Genomic DNA, 16,991 nt, shown 5'->3' on the forward strand with positions numbered 1-16,991 from the left:
TGATGTATATATTAATATCTTTCTTTTGATTGAAGATCCTATTTCTATTAAGGATTTTACCTTTTTACCTAAATGGGATATATCTTTTTATAACATGCTTAAATGTTAGGTAATCATAACATTTAAGTAAAAATACATAAATATTACGTATATAAACTCAAAATTTTATTTTTCTTATGATATTTTTGCAACACGATACATAATGTTAAACTTATTTATTGAATAAGTATAAATTAATGAATAATACTTAAGCATTTACAAGTAAGTAAAAGTAGTTTTATTGACATATAGTTTCTATTTGATTTTTCAAGCTAATATTTTCGCTCAACCACTTAAATAAAAACCTAGTTCAATTGAAAGAAGAAACTAACCCATAGAATTAGTAAGCCCAGGTTAAAACCTTTGACCGAAAAAGAATCATGAACAGAGCGATATTTATTTATGGAGAAAAATAGATGCTCAAACTAACTATTCAAGAAAGAAGATTCATCTGCGGGATCTTCCATTTTTAATTTTACGAAAAGTCAAAAGCTAAGGCTTGCGGCTTACAGAACTTTCCAAGACTAATTTTAAATTTTGAATTAAGAGTAGGGGCTGACCTATTAAGTAAGTCTCTGTAAAAATTACAGCTTTCTATAATGTATTTTAATAATTTTAAGTAGCTGGAGACATAAAAAGGGTATAATATGGTATACAGCATTATATTATACTTTTTGCTAAATATAATTACTTAAGAATACGGTTACTATTATAAAAAAAAAATTAAATAATTATTGATAAGTCAACAGCTTCCAGTAAATACCACTAAAAAACAATTTTCTACTTAACTACTCTAGTAGTTAAGTAAACTTTTTCCCATTAAAAAATTATTAAATAAATTGAGATATTAGTAAAATGCTAAAAAATTAATTATTCATATAAAGTCCTAAATAAAAATAAGCATTTGGCGATATCTAATTGTTCAAATTTTCCAAGAAGAAATTATATATCTTACATGGAATTTTTGTACTGCCTTTAGCCAAACATATTTACAAATTCAAATAAATATGTGGATATAAATATTTATTTTTTATATTTACATATTCTGATATCAAAATTTTAGTTACAAGCTTCCAATATCTAGGTTTTTTACACGTCAATTATTAGAACAAATCTCATGTTGGAAGACTGATTAAAAAGCTTAATTTAGTAGTGGTATAGAAGTAGTAGTTTTCTATGCAGTAGCTTTTAGTAAAAAAAGCTGCTTTTATGATATTGCTCATTCTTTCTGACTACAGCAATCCTAAATTGATTGTGAACACTAAAGATTTTTCGTAATCTCTTTTCTAGGCGTCTCTGTCTTGGAAAGTTTTGATGGTTGGTTTCCAAGCATCAACGCCAGTATGCTAACACTAAGCGACTGGCTAGACTTTCTCCTGCGTCTGGTGCGTGAGATTATTTTGAAAACCTATGTTCACAAGCTAAATAGGATAGCTGTACTACTAATTTAATTTGACAATTACTAAGGATAAAAAAATCAATGGATGCACAAACTAAACTTGTATCTTCAAATTTTGCAGCAATAAATTTATACAACAGCCTGTTTCGAGAATTGCATTTACTTTGGCAATTTACTGGGCGTGATATTTCGAGTACTATCATACCACCAATACTATTTATAGTAGCTGCGTGGCATTATGTACAATCATCTTTTAGTGAATTAGTTTTCGCATTGATATATGGCACACTATTTGTCTGGTTGTATCTTTTTTCATTTTGTTTATCTAACCAAATAGCTGGTGTTGAAGAGGATCGAATTAACAAGCCTAATCGCCCACTAGTTACAGGAAAAATCTCGGTTCAGGGAGCTTTAGTGAGATGGTTTTTGAGTATGGGCTTATTTACTTTTGTAGGCTGGTACTTTGGGGTTTTAGAATGGGCTTTAATTTGCCAGATGGTTGTGATCCTGCATAACTTTGGCGGTTGGGATAAGTACTGGATTAGCAAAAACTTCTTAATTGGATTGGGTACATTCGCGCACCTGGCAGCAGTCTGGCAATTAGTGACGCCAATTACACCGATCGCTTGGCGGTGGTTATTTCTGATCGGTGCTATCTGGAGTACACTAGTCGCGGTTCAGGATCTTCGGGATATAGAGGGCGATCTGGCTGTTAATCGAAGCACATTTCCCATCGCCTTTGGAGAAACAGCAAGCCGATTTATACTGAGTCTCGGTTTTGGATTATTACCATTTATTATCCATTTCATATTAATGATGCCCACGGAAAATACTGTAAGTACCTTACTGTGCGATATTGTACTGGCAGTATTCAGCTGGTTCATTGCAGCGCGGATTGTGTTTAATCGCTCTCCAAAAGAAGATCATCATACTTACATGCTGTTCACTTACTGGTATTGTCTTGTTCTGGCAAGTGCGATCGTTGTTCTTTAACTGATACAGCAGAATTCAGGGGCATTGCCCACCCAACTTTTCTCAAAAGGTAAGAAGCATGACCAATTTAGAAGTATTTACTTCATCTCTACAATCAACTGTCCGCCAGCCTAAACAGGCTGTTGTTATCGGGGGAAGTATCGCTGGACTGCTAGCTGCAAAAGTACTGACTAAATACTTTGGGCGAGTAACAGTTATCGAACGGGATAACTTCATACCAGAAGCAGAACACCGGCATGGTGTACCCCAATCTCCTCATGTTCATACCCTGCTCAAGCGTGGTTTGCAGTCTTTGGAAGAACTTTTTCCTGGTATTGAGGCTCAATTAGCTGACTCAGGTGCATCCGCAATAGATTGGGGAAATGATTTGCCTTGGCTGGGTTTTGCTGGCTGGGCACCCCGTTTTAATTCTGGTTTAATTACCCACACTTGCAGTCGAAATCTTCTAGAGCAAAGTATCCGCAGCCGATTAGCTGCTGAAGACAATCTTGTATTTATGCAAGAAGGACAGGTAATTTCTTTATTATCTAGTTCAGACCGAAGTAGTGTTACAGGTGTGCGAGTGCGCTTTCGCAACCAACCAGAAACAGATTTAACTGCTGATTTAGTTGTGGATGCGAGTGGACGCAATTCGCCAGCGGCTCAATGGTTAGAAGCAATGGGTTACGCCGCGCCCCAAGAGACAGTAATCAACGCTTTTTTGGGCTATGCTAGCTGCTGGTATCAGCCTCCAGCTAACTTGCAATATGATTGGCAGTGTTTGTACGTAACAGTACAACCACCAAATAATAATCGTGGTGGTGTAATTTATAAAGTTGAAGGTAATCGCTGGATTCTCACACTCATAGGTGTAGGTAAAGATTATCCACCTACCGATAAAGATGGCTTTTTAGACTTTGCCCGTAGCTTGCGATCGCCAATTATCTACGAAGCTATCAAAGATGCCCAGCCACTCTCATCTATCTATGGTTATCGGCGCACAGAAAATCGCCTGCGTCATTATGAAAAACTGAAAAGATTACCAGAAGGCTTTGTGTTAGTAGGTGATGCCGTCTGTGCTTTTAATCCAGTCTACGGACAAGGGATGACGGTTGCCGCTTTAGATGCATTAACTCTAGACCAATGTTTAAATCAGCAATTATCTAAACATTCCGACGGTAATTTAATCGGTTTATCTCGACATTTTCAAAAACAACTAAACAAAGTAATTGGTGTACCTTGGTTAATGACAACAGGCGAAGATTTACGTTGGCATACCACTGAAGGAGGACAACCCGATTTCATCAGCCGACTTATGCAGCGGTATCTCGATCAAGTTTTATTACTACAAACTGAAAACGCCGAGATTCACAAGACATTTTTAGAAGTAATACACATGCTAAAGCCACCTACTGCATTTTTCCAGCCAAGTATCAGCACAAAAGTGTTGAAGCGAGTCATTAATTGGCAAAGGAAAAATGAGCAGCCTGCTGATGAACAAGATGTTCCTAAAAAACTCTCTCCCGTTACACAATCATAATTTTGCAAAGGGAGTAGGTAGGGAGTGGGGAATGGGGAGATGAGGGAGACAAGGTGACGCAAATAAATAGACTTCTTGCATAAATCAAAAAAAAGAACCCCACCCCGCCTTTGACTTACTGTCTCCCCTCCCGAAGAGCGGGGAGGGGCTGGGGGTGGGTGTTATACCATTTCACCAAAACCCTGATACATATAGATTTCGCGTAGGGGCACGGCATTGCCGTGCCCCTACCAACGTATTTGTATCATAATTAAAGTGAAACGGTATTAGGGGACTTTTGCAAGAGGTCTAATGATCAAATACTATCTCCGCGTCCCCGCGTCCTCTTCCCATGCCCAATTATCCCTGTCGTATCGGTATCTCAATTATTAAATCAGTTCCTTCTCCTGGAAGAGAACGACAAGTTAACTGACCTTTGTGTTTGTCCACAACAATTTGATAACTAATTGACAACCCCAACCCCATACCATTTCCTACCGATTTAGTGGTAAAGAACGGGTCAAAGATTTTTTGTTGCACCTGGGTAGTCATCCCACAACCGTTATCACAAATCTGAATCATCACTGTATTAGAATTTGTCAGTTTAGTAACGATGCGAATTTGTCCTTGAAATTGCGTCAGCGAACCTCCTCTTAGACATCGCTGCAACTCTCCTGTGTGACTTATCTGTTTGTCTAGCCATGACATAGGCGCTTCGCCTTCCTCCAGGGTATGATTAATGACAAATGACTCTTCCAAAGCATCGATCGCATTATTTAAAATATTCATAAACACCTGATTAAGTTGACCTGCATAACAAGTAACTTCTGGTAGATGTCCGTATTCTTTGATGACTTCAATTTCAGAGTGTCCGCTCTTTTCTTTGAGTCGGTGCTGTAAAAGCATCAAGGTGCTATCAATGCCTTCATGAATATTTACAGGCTTCATTTCGGATTCATCTAAGCGGGAGAAATTCCGTAAGCCCAAAATAATATTTCTAATGCGCGAACTTCCAAGCTTCATAGAATCAAGTATTTTTGGTAAATCATCTACTATAAAATCGAGGTCAAGTCTTTCATTTTTTTCATTAATTAAACTAGAAGGATTTGAGCATTCCTGTTGATAAGTAGTGATTAAATCTAGCAAGCCTTTGACATACTCATTCACATGAGTAATATTTCCATGAATAAAGTTAATCGGATTATTAATTTCATGTGCAATACCTGCCACCATTTGTCCTAGTGAAGACATTTTTTCACTTTGAATTAATTGAGTTTGGGTACTGTGCAATTCTTGTAGTGCTTTTTGCAAACAGTGATTTCTATCGTTCAATTCTTGAGTTCTCTCATTGACTTTCTCCTCTAGAGTCTGGCTATATTTTTCTAATTTATTTTTAGCTTGTGCTAAGTTTTTATAGAGGATCGCATTCTCCAAAGAGATTGCTGCTTGAGTGCTTAGTAGATTGAGAATTCCAATGCGATCGCGCGTAAATGCTGCCATTGCTAAATTGTTTTCTAGATAAAGAATACCCAGCAAATTACCTTGATTAACAATCGGAATACACAAGAGGCTTTTGGGTTGCTCTTGAACAATGTAGGAATCATTTACTAGAAAGTTAACAGTCTGTGCATTATCGCTGACAAAGATTTCCCTTGTACGTTTGACGTAATTAATCAAAGTAATAGGAACATCGGAACTGGAATCTAAATCAATTGATGGAAACTGTGTGGCAATACTCCCAAATGTTGAACTGAAACCGACTGCTGCGACGATTAAGTTCAATTCATTACCTTCACTCAAAATCATAGCGCACTTAGAAGCTCCTGCATTCTCAATCACAACTTTTATTAATGCAGAAAGCAGTTGCTCCATCTCAATTTTCCCAGAGATTGCTTGAGAGGCTTTAATCACAGATGCCAAATCTAGCATATCTGAAATGCTAGTACTCAGAATAGTTTCATTATTACTAGAAATCGAATGTGATATACGTATAGAAGCAGTACTATTATCATTAATATGGATGTTAAGTTTTTCTTGCTGGATAATCGGAGCAAGTAATTGAGAATAGCGTTTTTGCAAATCTTCAACTTTAGCTAATGCTCCCCACTTCACATAGCTATAATAGGCATCAGTCAAGTAAGTTTGGGCAATCTTTTGTTTATTGATTTCTAAGTAAAACTTAGCCGCAAGTTCGCCAGCCAGAGCTTCTTCATTAATATATCCATATTCTTTAGCATAGCTAATAGCTTGGTCATAATCATCCATTGCTTCAAGATATTGACCAAGGACTCGATGTCGTTCTGCCTCTACTAAATAAAATTTATGTAAATAATTCATTGGGGCATAATGTGCCCACTGCTTCATATTTTCCTGATTAGCAGCTACCTTTTCAAGGTTTTCTTTTTGTTCAATTTCCCCAATATTAGGATATACACCTAATCTAGCTAGTGAATCGTAAAAATGGAAAAGAGGAACAACTAGTTGTCCTATGCCACCACCTAAAAATTTCTCTGCTAAAATGGCATTTTCTACTGCTTGAGAATATTCTTGAAATAAATAGCATAGATGTAATTTACCTAAATAAAAGTATAAAAGACCTACTCCATCTTGAGCTTCTAAATGAATAGGCAGCATTTTGTTTTCATCATAAGCTATACCAATTAAACAAGATGGATTTTCCGTGTTTTCAAGTAAATTTAAGACAATCTGCCTATAAATATTACTCCAATTCAAAGGTCTTTCTTGTTTGATTTGACTAATGGCATGATTGTAATTATCCATCTCTTTTTCTAGCTCAGTCAATTCTTTACCGATGAAATATGAAAAGCTAGAATAATACATTAAACAATAAGCTGCAAATTCTAAATCACCCGTTTCTAATCCGGCAGAGTAAGATTCAAGCAAAGGTTTCAAGGTTTCTCTAACATGTTTATGCCAAATCTCGATGAGAGAATAAAATCCTTGCATAACTCTGGCTTTGATCTCTTTAGCACCAGATTGAGCCAATAAATTTAAAGCTAGCCTGCCAAATTGATAACCAGATTCAAAATCTTTGATTACTCCACAAAGCATTACTCCATAGACAACATAAGCATAAGCAGACAAGGAAGCATTACCATATTTTATTGATAAATTTATTTGCTTAAGACAAATAAGTAAGAACAATTCGGCAGCAACTTGATAAGCAACCGGAGCAGTACTAGATAAAATACGCATAGCTGCTAATAGTTGAGGCTGCTTCATCTCTGGGAGATTAATTAACTCCTCAATGCGCTTTCCAGCTAGATTAGATGTTATTTCTGTCATAGCTAGTTGCACATCAAGCTCGTTTGGGCGATCGGGAAATTCCACCCCCAACAATTTCAAAAAGCTTAGGGAAGTATTGACAGATGCTAATGCTTTATTTTGCGCTCCATCAGCTTGAATTTTGATTTCATAAACTTTTACTTTTTCCAGTAATGTTTTTGCTTGTGCTAATACTACTTCTATTAATTCCTCCATTTTTTCAAAGTTACCACTGAGGTATGCAGCCTCCGCTGCTGTTTCATACAAAGCAATACTTATCTCATATTTTGTCTGCCAACTATCATTGGATAGTAGTTCTATACCAGTAGTTAAATACTTAGTTGCGGCGAGATAAGCAGTCGAGGCTATAGCTTTACGTCCAGCAACTAAATTCATCTGAGCTAATTCATCACGTTGAGTCCGAACTGTGATTATTTCAACTGCAATATTAAACTGATTCACTAACTGAAAAATCTTTTCTTCCCGTTCTACAACTGAGGTATTTTTTAATAAAAGTTGCCCAATACGCAAGTGAATTTGCTTTTTTTGGTCTTCGGGAATGAGAGAATAAGCAGCTTGCTGCACTCTATCATGTATAAATTTGTATCGAGGGCACAGAGAATTATTCAGTGGTAAGTTTTGTGGTTTTTGCCTGTCAAAAACTTCTCCTGAAACATTGCCATTTTGAAATATTTTATAAGCTTCAGTTTGAGGTAAAACTAGTCCTTCATATAAAGCTTTCCAGATTTCAGATGCTGTATCTACCGCAGATTTTTCATTAATTATCGCCAAAGACTTCAAGTCAAATTCATTACCAATACAAGCTGCAAATTTTAAAACATCTTGGGTCATTTTGGGCAATTTCTCTATTTGAAGTGCCATAAATTCGACGACATCATCTGTAAGAGCTAATACTTGCAAGTCGGCTAGATTATATTGCCAACAGCCAACGCTATAGTTAAATTTAATAATATTATCTTTATGTAAAGACTTCAAAAATTGAATAGTAAAGAATGGATTACCTTTAGTTTTAGCAAAAACCATTTGTGTCAAAGAAACAGCTATATTTTCTTGACAAACTAGAGTATCAGCAATCAAAGAATTTAAATTACTTTGGTTTAATGATTTTAAATAAATGTAATTAATAGATGTTCCTGCTTTTTCAATCTCCTGTATTGTCAAATAAAGTGGGTGTGCTTGAGAAACTTCATTATCTCGATATGCACCAATCAACAATAAACTACCTTGATTATCATCGATATTCTGTGTCCGATCAATTTCCCAAGATTCTCCATCAAAGTTGGGAATCCAGAGGTTTTCTTGACTTTCAATAGCAGATAAGAGAGATTTCTTCTTGACTGTATTAGCCTGAGTCATTAATGCTTGAATCAATTTCAAAGATGTTGTGTCTGCCCATTGTAAATCATCTAGAAAGATGACTAAAGGATGTTCTTTGCTGATGAATACCTGAATAAATCTTTTAAATAATAAATTGAAGCGATTCTGGGCAGCATTACCAGAGAGTTCAGCAAACTTTGGTTGTTTGCCAATAATTTGCTCTAATGCAGGAATCACATCACTAATTACCTGAGCTTGTTCACCCAGTGCTGAAATAATTTTGATTTTCCACTGTTGAATTTGAGCTTCAGTTTCTATCAATATTTGCCCGATTAAATCACTAAAAGCTTGTACTAATGCTGACAAGGGAATCTCTCGTTGAAACTGGTCAAATTTACCTTTAATGAAGTAACTACGTTGTCGGACAATGGGTTTATGAACTTCGTTAACTACCGCAGTTTTGCCAATACCAGAGAAACCTGCAACCAAGACCATTTCCGTTCTCCCTTGCGTCACACGGTCAAAAGCTGCAAGAAGGTTTGCTACTTCTGGTTCACGACCGTAAAGTTTTTCAGGAATCAGAAAACGGTCTGAAATATCTGTACTCGCTAACTGAAAAGGTGGAATATTGCCAGTTTCTTCCAAGTGCTTATAGCACATCTGTAAATCATGCTTAAGTCCGTAGGCACTTTGATAGCGGTCTTCAGCATTTTTGGACATTAATTTCATTACGATGTCACAAAGTACTTGGGGAATCTCTTGATTTATGAATTTTGAATTTTGAATTTTGATTTTGTCTGGTTGTTTGGCAATATGAGAGTGGACCAACTCCATCGGGTCATTACTAGTGAAGGGTAGTTGTCCGGTGAGAAGCTCAAAAAATGTAACTCCCAAGGAATAAAAATCGCTACGATAATCAATACCACGATTCATTCTTCCAGTTTGTTCGGGGGAAATATAAGCTAATGTTCCTTCTAGGACATTAGGACTCGTAAGGAATTGAATTTCTCTTGGTAATAGGGTAGCGATACTGAAGTCAATAAGTTTGACTTCGAGAGTGCTAGGATTAATTAGGATATTGGCTGGTTTAATGTCTTTGTGGATAATGCGATCGCGATGCAGTTGCTCTAGGGTAGATACTATTTGTATGGCGATGTGGAAAAACTCCCCTAAGCTCAAAATATCTTTTTCTTTCCTCTTTCCCCAATCTTTGAGTGATAGTCCGCTAAAGTCCTCCATCACCAAGGCATAGGCGTTACGGTAATTTTCTAAGGTTAGAGGTTTAACTATCCCCTTCAAATTGAGGTTTTTAGTGATTGTATATTGATTCCGGAATTGGGCAATTTCATGGATGGTAGGATACTCATTCCGCATCACTTTGATGACTACTGTTTTTTGGTCTTGTTTTCTGATAGCTCGATAAACTAAGGTTTTAATACCTGAATAAATTTGCTCTGTGATGTGATATCCAGAAAGCGGGAGTATATCATTGGATAATACTAACATTGCAGTGTTATTTATAATATTGTGACTCAGCCTTAGTATTCCCCTTTACGTATTCTTAATATCAGTTTTTGTAGATCTAGTTATGAGTTTGATCAAAAGCTCAACTATTTCTTTATCAGAGATTTTACTTAATTAAATGTAAATTTAAGTTAAAGTCTACGTATAAATTTCACCGCATAATCCAGTACTATAGCGTTTCCCCACAAGCGTGAAGTACAACTGTAAAGGCACGGCAGTGCTGTCGTGCCCCTACACCTTGCGATATGGTGTTGTACTGGATCTGAATGGGAACCGCTATACTGATGCTAATTTGAAATAAAAATACGACAGAGTATAGTTAGGGGCGTACAGCTGTACGCCCCTACAGACAATTAGTATGTTGCAAATATTTTTGAAAATAGTATGATAATTTCCGCAGTAATAAAATTAGCGGGGCTTTGTGTCCCGCTAATTATTAATCTTTGAAATTACAGTAGTTTGCAACTAAATGAAGTACGGAACCTCAGATTTCAAGCCAGATATGAAGACTCTTTTACTCCTGAATTCTGAGTTATGAATTCTGAATTCTGAGCATTTCAGTTCTACTTCCATTTATCTGCTTGTGAAAACACATAAGCAGCAACATCTTCAATCTGCTCAGGCTTTAAACGTTTGCCAAAAGCAGGCATGGCAGCTTTACCGTTTGTAACTTGAGCAATAATCGCCTCTGCTGAGTACATGCCATACTTTTCCAAAGCGTCCTTTTTCAAGCTCTTTTCTGCTTTCACTAAATTCTTGCCACCTGCATGACAAGAAGCACAATTAGCACTAAATAATTTAGCTCCACTAGCAACATCTGCGGCTAAAGCTGGACTACTGAAGGCAAAGGTGAAGATTGCTATGCCTAACAGCATGACTGTAATAATTTTTTTCATTTCGTGTTCCCTCTGCAATAACGGCTGATTCGGTGGAATATCCTCCATAATTGTCAGTTGAGCCGCTGCCATAGTCAAATGACAAGCTGTCAAACTTAGTCTTAAAAAAGAATTCAGAATTCAGAATTCTGAATTCTGAATTCAGAATTCAGATAACATACCCTACAATAATTTGATTTTTACACAGCCCCTAACTTATTCAGTGCATCTTCTGTTACACGACAAATTCGCCAATCATCTAATATGGATGCTCCCATGCTACGGTAAAATTCTTGGGCTGATTCATTCCAATCCAACACACTCCATTCTAACCGTCCACAATTACGTTCTACGGCTATTTGGGCTACTTTAGTCAGGATAGCTCTACCAATACCTTGCCTGCGATATTCTGGTAAAACAAATAAATCTTCTAAATAAATTCCTGGCTTGGTCAGAAATGTTGAATAATTATGAAAAAATAGGGCAAACCCAACAGCTTGACTGCCAGATTCTGCTAGTATTGCTTCTATATATCTGTGGGAACCAAATAAATGTTCCTTAAGTGCTAGAGCATTGCCGGTGACAGCGTGAGATAATTTTTCATACTCAGCAAGCCCTTCAATTAATTTAAACAGTACGCTGTAATCAGCTGGCTCGGCAAAACGCACAATCAAATTGCTACTCGCAGTCATTAGTCTATAGTCCATAGTTCATAGTCCATAGTCTATAGTCAACTGTGCAATTTTTTTTGATTAATGACTAAACAAAAGCCGAAAAAAGGTACAAAACACCCGGTTTTTTTGCAGTGGCGATCGCCCCCGCTCAAAAAATGTTTCGTGATGAGAGATAATGAGGTCAGGTATCATACCAATTTGGGATTTTAAGTCGCACCTCTGGTGCGCTGGAAGCGCAACTGCGATTTTGGATTAAATGTCTTTGCTAAAGACTATTCCAATAATCTCTATTTATCCTAACTTGGTATTAGGTCTTAATTATCGGGTAAAATTGTTAGATCAACCAACCTTTTAACCGTTTTGCTATGTGGGGACGCCGCAATTTTCGCATGGCTTTACTTTGAATTTGTCGCACCCGCTCACGCGAAAGATTGAACATATTGCCAACTTCTTCCAAGGTACAGGGTTCGCTAGTTGTCAAGCCATAGCGTAAAGAAATTACGTCTTTTTCCCGTGGAGTTAACACGTCACCCAATACTTCCCAAATCTCCTGACGCATCATGTTTTCGTTCATTTTTGCTTCTGGAGATAGGTTATCTTCGTCTTCTAACAAATCCATCAATTCTGTGTCTTCTTCTTTACCAACACGGTGGTTGAGAGAAAGTGCTTGACGGCGTAATTGTTGTAGTTGACGTAGTTGTTGGACACTAATTTCTAAAGCTTCCGCCATTTCACCTTCGGAAGGATTACGACAGAGTTTTTGCTTGAGTTCTCGTTGTGCTTTTTTGAGTTTGTTAAGTTTTTCAACAATATGAATTGGTAGCCTGATTGTTCGCGCATCATTAGCGATCGCTCTAGTAATCGCTTGTCTAATCCACCAATAGGCGTAAGTAGAAAACTTATATCCTTTATCTGGATCAAACTTTTCTGTAGCACGATTTAAACCCATTGCTCCTTCCTGAATTAAATCCAGAAAAGGTACTCCCCGATTCAGGTATCGCTTCGCAATAGAAACTACTAATCTCAGATTAGAGCGAATCATTTTACGTTTCGCTACTCTACCTTGATATAAGCGACTTTCTAATTGCTTTTCTGTCATTTCTAGCTCAGAAGCTACTTCTAACTTACTAGGTTCCTGTCCCAATTTTGACTGTAAAGTAGCTTGTAATTCCCTAATTTCTTCGAGAAACCTAACTCGCCGTGCTAACTCCACTTCTTCATCCGGTTTTAGCAGCGGATAACGCGCCATTTCCTTAAAAAACGCGCCTACAGCATCATCATGTTCGGTTTTATTGTATCCCGAAGGACGAGCCGCTGCCATTTCATCTCCATCCCGTTCCTCCGATTCCAAATTTTCTACTAAAATTTGAGGCTCTTCATCAGCTACTGCATCTAAATTCTCCAGTAATAGTTCTTCACTCTCAGCAGTATTCTCCAGTATTTCCATTTTTCCCAATTCAACAATATTCATAGTTTCCTTTAGGGATCGTTGCTTTGTTTGGTACATAATTTAGTTACAGCTACTCGTTTGAGGCTTGGTAGTTTTCCCTAAGGTAAGAATGCACCCGTTTATATAGCCGAATACAAGCTTATGCTAATTTCTCTTCAGGAATAAAAATTGCTAGTACCTACTAAATAAGGGTTACAGTTAGATACAAGCTATAACGTAACTGGCTTTCGCACCCAACAACACTTGTTTCTCAGGCTGAAAACAGATATATTCTTCATTCTTTTCTTAATTACCAAATATGTCAAACCCCCTCAAACTTTCTCAACTTAACAAATATAAAAATCTCAGCTAACTATCCAGATTTCTTAAATCTTCATATATCTTTCTAAATATTTTTAATGTCTAGGTGCTGGAAGTCACTGGATAAAACGAAAACCTGGTGTTGGGGTTATGCATTCCCGAATGTAAGTTACCCTGATGATACAAATTACAATGATGGCAGCTTAATTTCGGGATATTCTTATTTGTATAAAAGCATCTCATATGCATAAAGGGTTGAATATCTATCGATAGGCGGAAAAAGGCTACTCCCTATTTAGTAGATAGAGCAACTTTTGCAGCAATAGCCAAGATGCTTTTATTTGTATAGAGAACCCCAGATATTTATTGCATGTAAAGTTGATACGAATTTGTCTAGTAGATTACATAAGAGGAAACTTATCAAGTATTATGAGGAATAACAGTATTGAGAAATACCATTTATGTCTAAGAAAGCAAAAAATTAGAGTTTAGTTATTCAGAAGCTAGGTGAGTAAAATATCTAACTATTAAGTCAGCGACTATGTATATTAATGACGTAAGTTTATCTTCTTTAGTAGTAGCAGAACCTGGGGAATCTTACCAGTCAGGTGCAACTGTTAATCGTTGGGTTGAAGTACTGGTAGACTGTCCAGGAACTGCAACAGAAGTAGAAAAAGGTGGAAATCTATATGTATATCGATCGCCAGCCGGGTTAGAAGTAAAACCTGGAGATATTTTGAATGTGCCATTTGGCGCACAACACCTAACAGGAGTAGCCATTAGATTGCTGGCAAAACCTCCGACAGACTTACCGCTAGAAAAAATTCGGGATGTGGAAGATGTTATTCAAAAGAAATTTTTCCGCGATAGTTATTGGACTCTGATGGAACGGGTATCGCAGTATTACTACACACAAATGATTCAGGTAATACGTACAGCACTACCACCAGGATTATTGGGGCGATCGCAGCGTCGCATCCGCTTAACTGTGGCCGGTGCAGCAGTGTCTACTAACACTAATATTAATGCTTGGTTAGATACACCTTTGATGCGTGTGATTCCTCAAGCTTATTCTTGCCTAATTGAGTTTTATTTACTCAATACAATCGAAAATAATTATTTGATTAAAATTTTGGCTTTATTAAGCTTTCAAAGTTTAGTAGCCAAAGTTAACAATAAAGATGCTGATAAAATTCTCCAACTCCTACAGCAACAAGCAGACGGTGATTATAGCTTTCGGTACTTACAAAATCAAGTCCAACGAGCTTACCAGGGAGTCCGCGAACTATTGCGACGAGGTTTAGTAGAAAGTTACTTAGAACCGCCCCAACTGACTAAGCCGAAATTTGAAAAAGCAGTGACGCTAGTGGGCAGTACATTTGATCGTGAATTAACAACTCGCCAACGAGAAATTTTGGAAGTCTTGCGGCGGCGTGGTGGGGAGTTGTGGCAAAGTGAATTATTGCAAATTTGCAATGCTAGTTCCTCGATTTTGAAGACCCTAGCACAAAAGGGTTATATCGTCATCGAAGAACGGGAAGTATTGCGAACAGAACAAAGCCCGACATTAGCTCAAGATCGACCAAAAACGTTAAATTCAGCCCAAGCCAGCGCCCTAGCAACAATCGAGTCATTAAATGGATTTGCTCAAGTTTTGTTGCATGGGGTGACAGGTTCCGGAAAAACCGAAGTATATTTGCAAGCGATCGCTCCTCTACTGAAAGTCGGCAAATCCGCCCTGGTTTTAGTCCCAGAAATTGGACTCACACCCCAACTAACCGATCGTTTTCGCGCCCGCTTTGGCAATAAAGTGAGCGTATATCACAGCGCCCTCTCAGACGGTGAACGTTACGACACCTGGCGACAAATGCTCACCGGAGAACCCCAAGTTGTGATTGGCACCCGCAGCGCCATTTTCGCCCCTTTACCCAACTTGGGTTTAATCATCTTAGATGAAGAACACGACAGCAGCTTCAAGCAAGACTCACCCATCCCCACCTACCACGCCCGCACCGTCGCCCAATGGCGAGCCGAATTAGAAAATTGCCCCCTGGTTTTAGGTTCCGCTACCCCTTCCTTGGAAAGTTGGTTGAGTGTGAGGGAGCAGAGGGGTAGAGGGGCAGGGGAAGCAGGGGAAGCAGGGGAAGAATTCTTAACTCCTAACTCCTCACTCCTCACTCCTAACTCCCCACTCCCCACTCCCCACTCCCCACTCCCCACTCACTACCTTTCCCTCCCCAAACGCATCAATTCCCGCCCACTACCGCCAGTCGAAATTGTGGATATGCGCCAAGAGTTGCAGCAGGGAAATCGTTCTATATTTAGTAGATCCTTGCAAGAAGCTTTGCAACAGTTAAAAGAAAGACAGCAGCAAGGAATTTTATTTATCCATCGTCGGGGACACAGTACTTTTGTATCTTGCCGCAGTTGTGGCTATGTGTTGGAATGTCCCTACTGTGATGTGTCGCTGGCATATCATCACACCGAAGAGGGAGCGCCGGAATTATTGCGGTGTCATTACTGTAACTATACGCGATCGCATCCCAAATTTTGCCCCGATTGCAGTTCCCCTTACCTCAAATTCTTCGGTAGTGGTACTCAGAAAGTCACCCAGGAACTAGCGCGACAGTTTCCGCAATTACGCTTAATTCGGTTTGATAGTGATACCACCCGCAACAAAGGCGCACACCGTACCCTACTTACGCAGTTTGCTAACGGCGAAGCAGATTTATTAGTAGGTACGCAAATGCTCACCAAAGGTTTAGATTTGCCGCAGGTGACACTGGTAGGCGTTGTTGCCGCCGATGGGTTGCTGAATTTATCAGATTATCGTGCCAGCGAACGCGCATTTCAAACCTTGACTCAAGTAGCTGGACGTGCTGGGAGAGGCGACGATCCAGGTAGAGTTATTGTACAAACTTATACTTCCGAACATGCAGTAATTCAGGCAGTGCGATCGCATGATTATCAGTCTTTTTCTCAGGCAGAATTAGAACAGCGCCAAGCCTTGAATTATCCCCCCTATGGAAGGTTAATTTTGTTGCGCTTGAGTAGTCTCGATCCCATTCAAGTGCAGAATACAGCCCAGATAATCGCCACAGCTTTAAGTGCAAACGAAGAATTAGAGATATTGGGGCCAGCACCAGCGAGTATTTTACGAGTAGCTAATCGTTATCGTTGGCAAATATTGATTAAATTCGCTCCTGATGAATTGCCGCAATTGCCAGATTGGGAACAAGTGCGATCGCTTTGTCCCCAATCTGTGAGTTTGACCATAGATGTAGACCCATTAAATATTATGTAAATTTTGGTTGATAAAAAATACTTGAAACCAATATTCAGAATTCATTCGTACAGAATAATTCTGAATTTTTACTCCTGAATTCTTTTCAATGCTATGCTCAATCCACAAAAACTAATGAGAGCGATTAACTAATTTCTTGAAAACACAGAATAAGGACTGATTCTTGTAGAGACGGCGATTTATCGCGTCTTTGTGATCTAAAATTTTCATCAAAAAACCTTAACCGAACCGTATTGACGCCGCACCTGTAATTATTGAAGGTGCGTTAGCCTACGGCATAACACACCCTACTGACATTTATATTTCTCTTTA

7 protein-coding genes are annotated in these 16,991 nt (G+C 38.2%); 3 read left to right on the forward strand and 4 right to left on the reverse strand.

The window, feature by feature from the left end:
• Positions 1-1,519: 1,519 nt before the first annotated feature.
• Both IQ276_RS27165 and IQ276_RS27170 read left to right on the forward strand, forming a co-directional pair.
• Complete coding sequence (locus tag IQ276_RS27165) at positions 1,520-2,431, forward strand: UbiA family prenyltransferase (RefSeq protein ID WP_193924473.1); 912 nt, start codon at positions 1,520-1,522, stop codon at positions 2,429-2,431.
• Between the two features lie 58 nt (positions 2,432-2,489).
• A complete protein-coding gene (locus tag IQ276_RS27170; RefSeq protein WP_193924471.1) occupies positions 2,490-3,950 on the forward strand; it encodes an FAD-dependent oxidoreductase in 1,461 nt (486 codons plus the stop codon).
• A 339-nt stretch (positions 3,951-4,289) separates the two neighbouring features.
• Here the strand turns inward: IQ276_RS27170 and IQ276_RS27175 are convergent, their stop codons facing one another.
• The 4 genes from IQ276_RS27175 to IQ276_RS27190 all read right to left on the reverse strand — a co-directional run bounded on the left by IQ276_RS27175 (position 4,290) and on the right by IQ276_RS27190 (position 13,132).
• Positions 4,290-10,058, reverse strand: coding sequence for a trifunctional serine/threonine-protein kinase/ATP-binding protein/sensor histidine kinase (locus IQ276_RS27175; RefSeq protein WP_193918242.1), 5,769 nt, complete (start codon positions 10,056-10,058; stop codon positions 4,290-4,292).
• Positions 10,059-10,639: 581 nt separating this feature from the next.
• Entirely contained in the window at positions 10,640-10,972 is a 333-nt protein-coding gene (petJ, locus tag IQ276_RS27180) for a cytochrome c6 PetJ (RefSeq protein WP_193918244.1), read from the reverse strand.
• 179 nt (positions 10,973-11,151) lie between these two features.
• A complete protein-coding gene (locus IQ276_RS27185) occupies positions 11,152-11,643 on the reverse strand; it encodes a GNAT family N-acetyltransferase (protein WP_171974297.1) in 492 nt (163 codons plus the stop codon).
• Between the two features lie 316 nt (positions 11,644-11,959).
• Entirely contained in the window at positions 11,960-13,132 is a 1,173-nt protein-coding gene (locus tag IQ276_RS27190) for an RpoD/SigA family RNA polymerase sigma factor (RefSeq protein WP_193918240.1), read from the reverse strand.
• Between the two features lie 784 nt (positions 13,133-13,916).
• On the opposite strand from IQ276_RS27190, the gene priA reads away from it, so the two are divergent.
• On the forward strand, positions 13,917-16,679 hold the full coding sequence (priA, locus tag IQ276_RS27195; protein ID WP_235116018.1) for a primosomal protein N': 2,763 nt from the start codon (positions 13,917-13,919) through the stop codon (positions 16,677-16,679).
• Positions 16,680-16,991 lie beyond the last annotated feature (312 nt).

Source organism: Desmonostoc muscorum LEGE 12446, from assembly GCF_015207005.2.
GTDB lineage: Bacteria > Cyanobacteriota > Cyanobacteriia > Cyanobacteriales > Nostocaceae > Nostoc > Nostoc muscorum.

Bases quoted from the DNA above. Each gene is read 5' to 3' on its own strand.
- IQ276_RS27170 (WP_193924471.1), top strand. From the start codon at position 2,490: ATGACCAATTTAGAAGTATTTACTTCATCTCTACAATCAACTGTCCGC.
- IQ276_RS27175 (WP_193918242.1), bottom strand. From the start codon at position 10,058: ATGTTAGTATTATCCAATGATATACTCCCGCTTTCTGGATATCACATC.
- priA (WP_235116018.1), top strand. From the start codon at position 13,917: ATGTATATTAATGACGTAAGTTTATCTTCTTTAGTAGTAGCAGAACCT.
- IQ276_RS27190 (WP_193918240.1), bottom strand. From the start codon at position 13,132: ATGTACCAAACAAAGCAACGATCCCTAAAGGAAACTATGAATATTGTT.
- IQ276_RS27165 (WP_193924473.1), top strand. From the start codon at position 1,520: ATGGATGCACAAACTAAACTTGTATCTTCAAATTTTGCAGCAATAAAT.
- IQ276_RS27185 (WP_171974297.1), bottom strand. From the start codon at position 11,643: ATGACTGCGAGTAGCAATTTGATTGTGCGTTTTGCCGAGCCAGCTGAT.
- petJ (WP_193918244.1), bottom strand. From the start codon at position 10,972: ATGAAAAAAATTATTACAGTCATGCTGTTAGGCATAGCAATCTTCACC.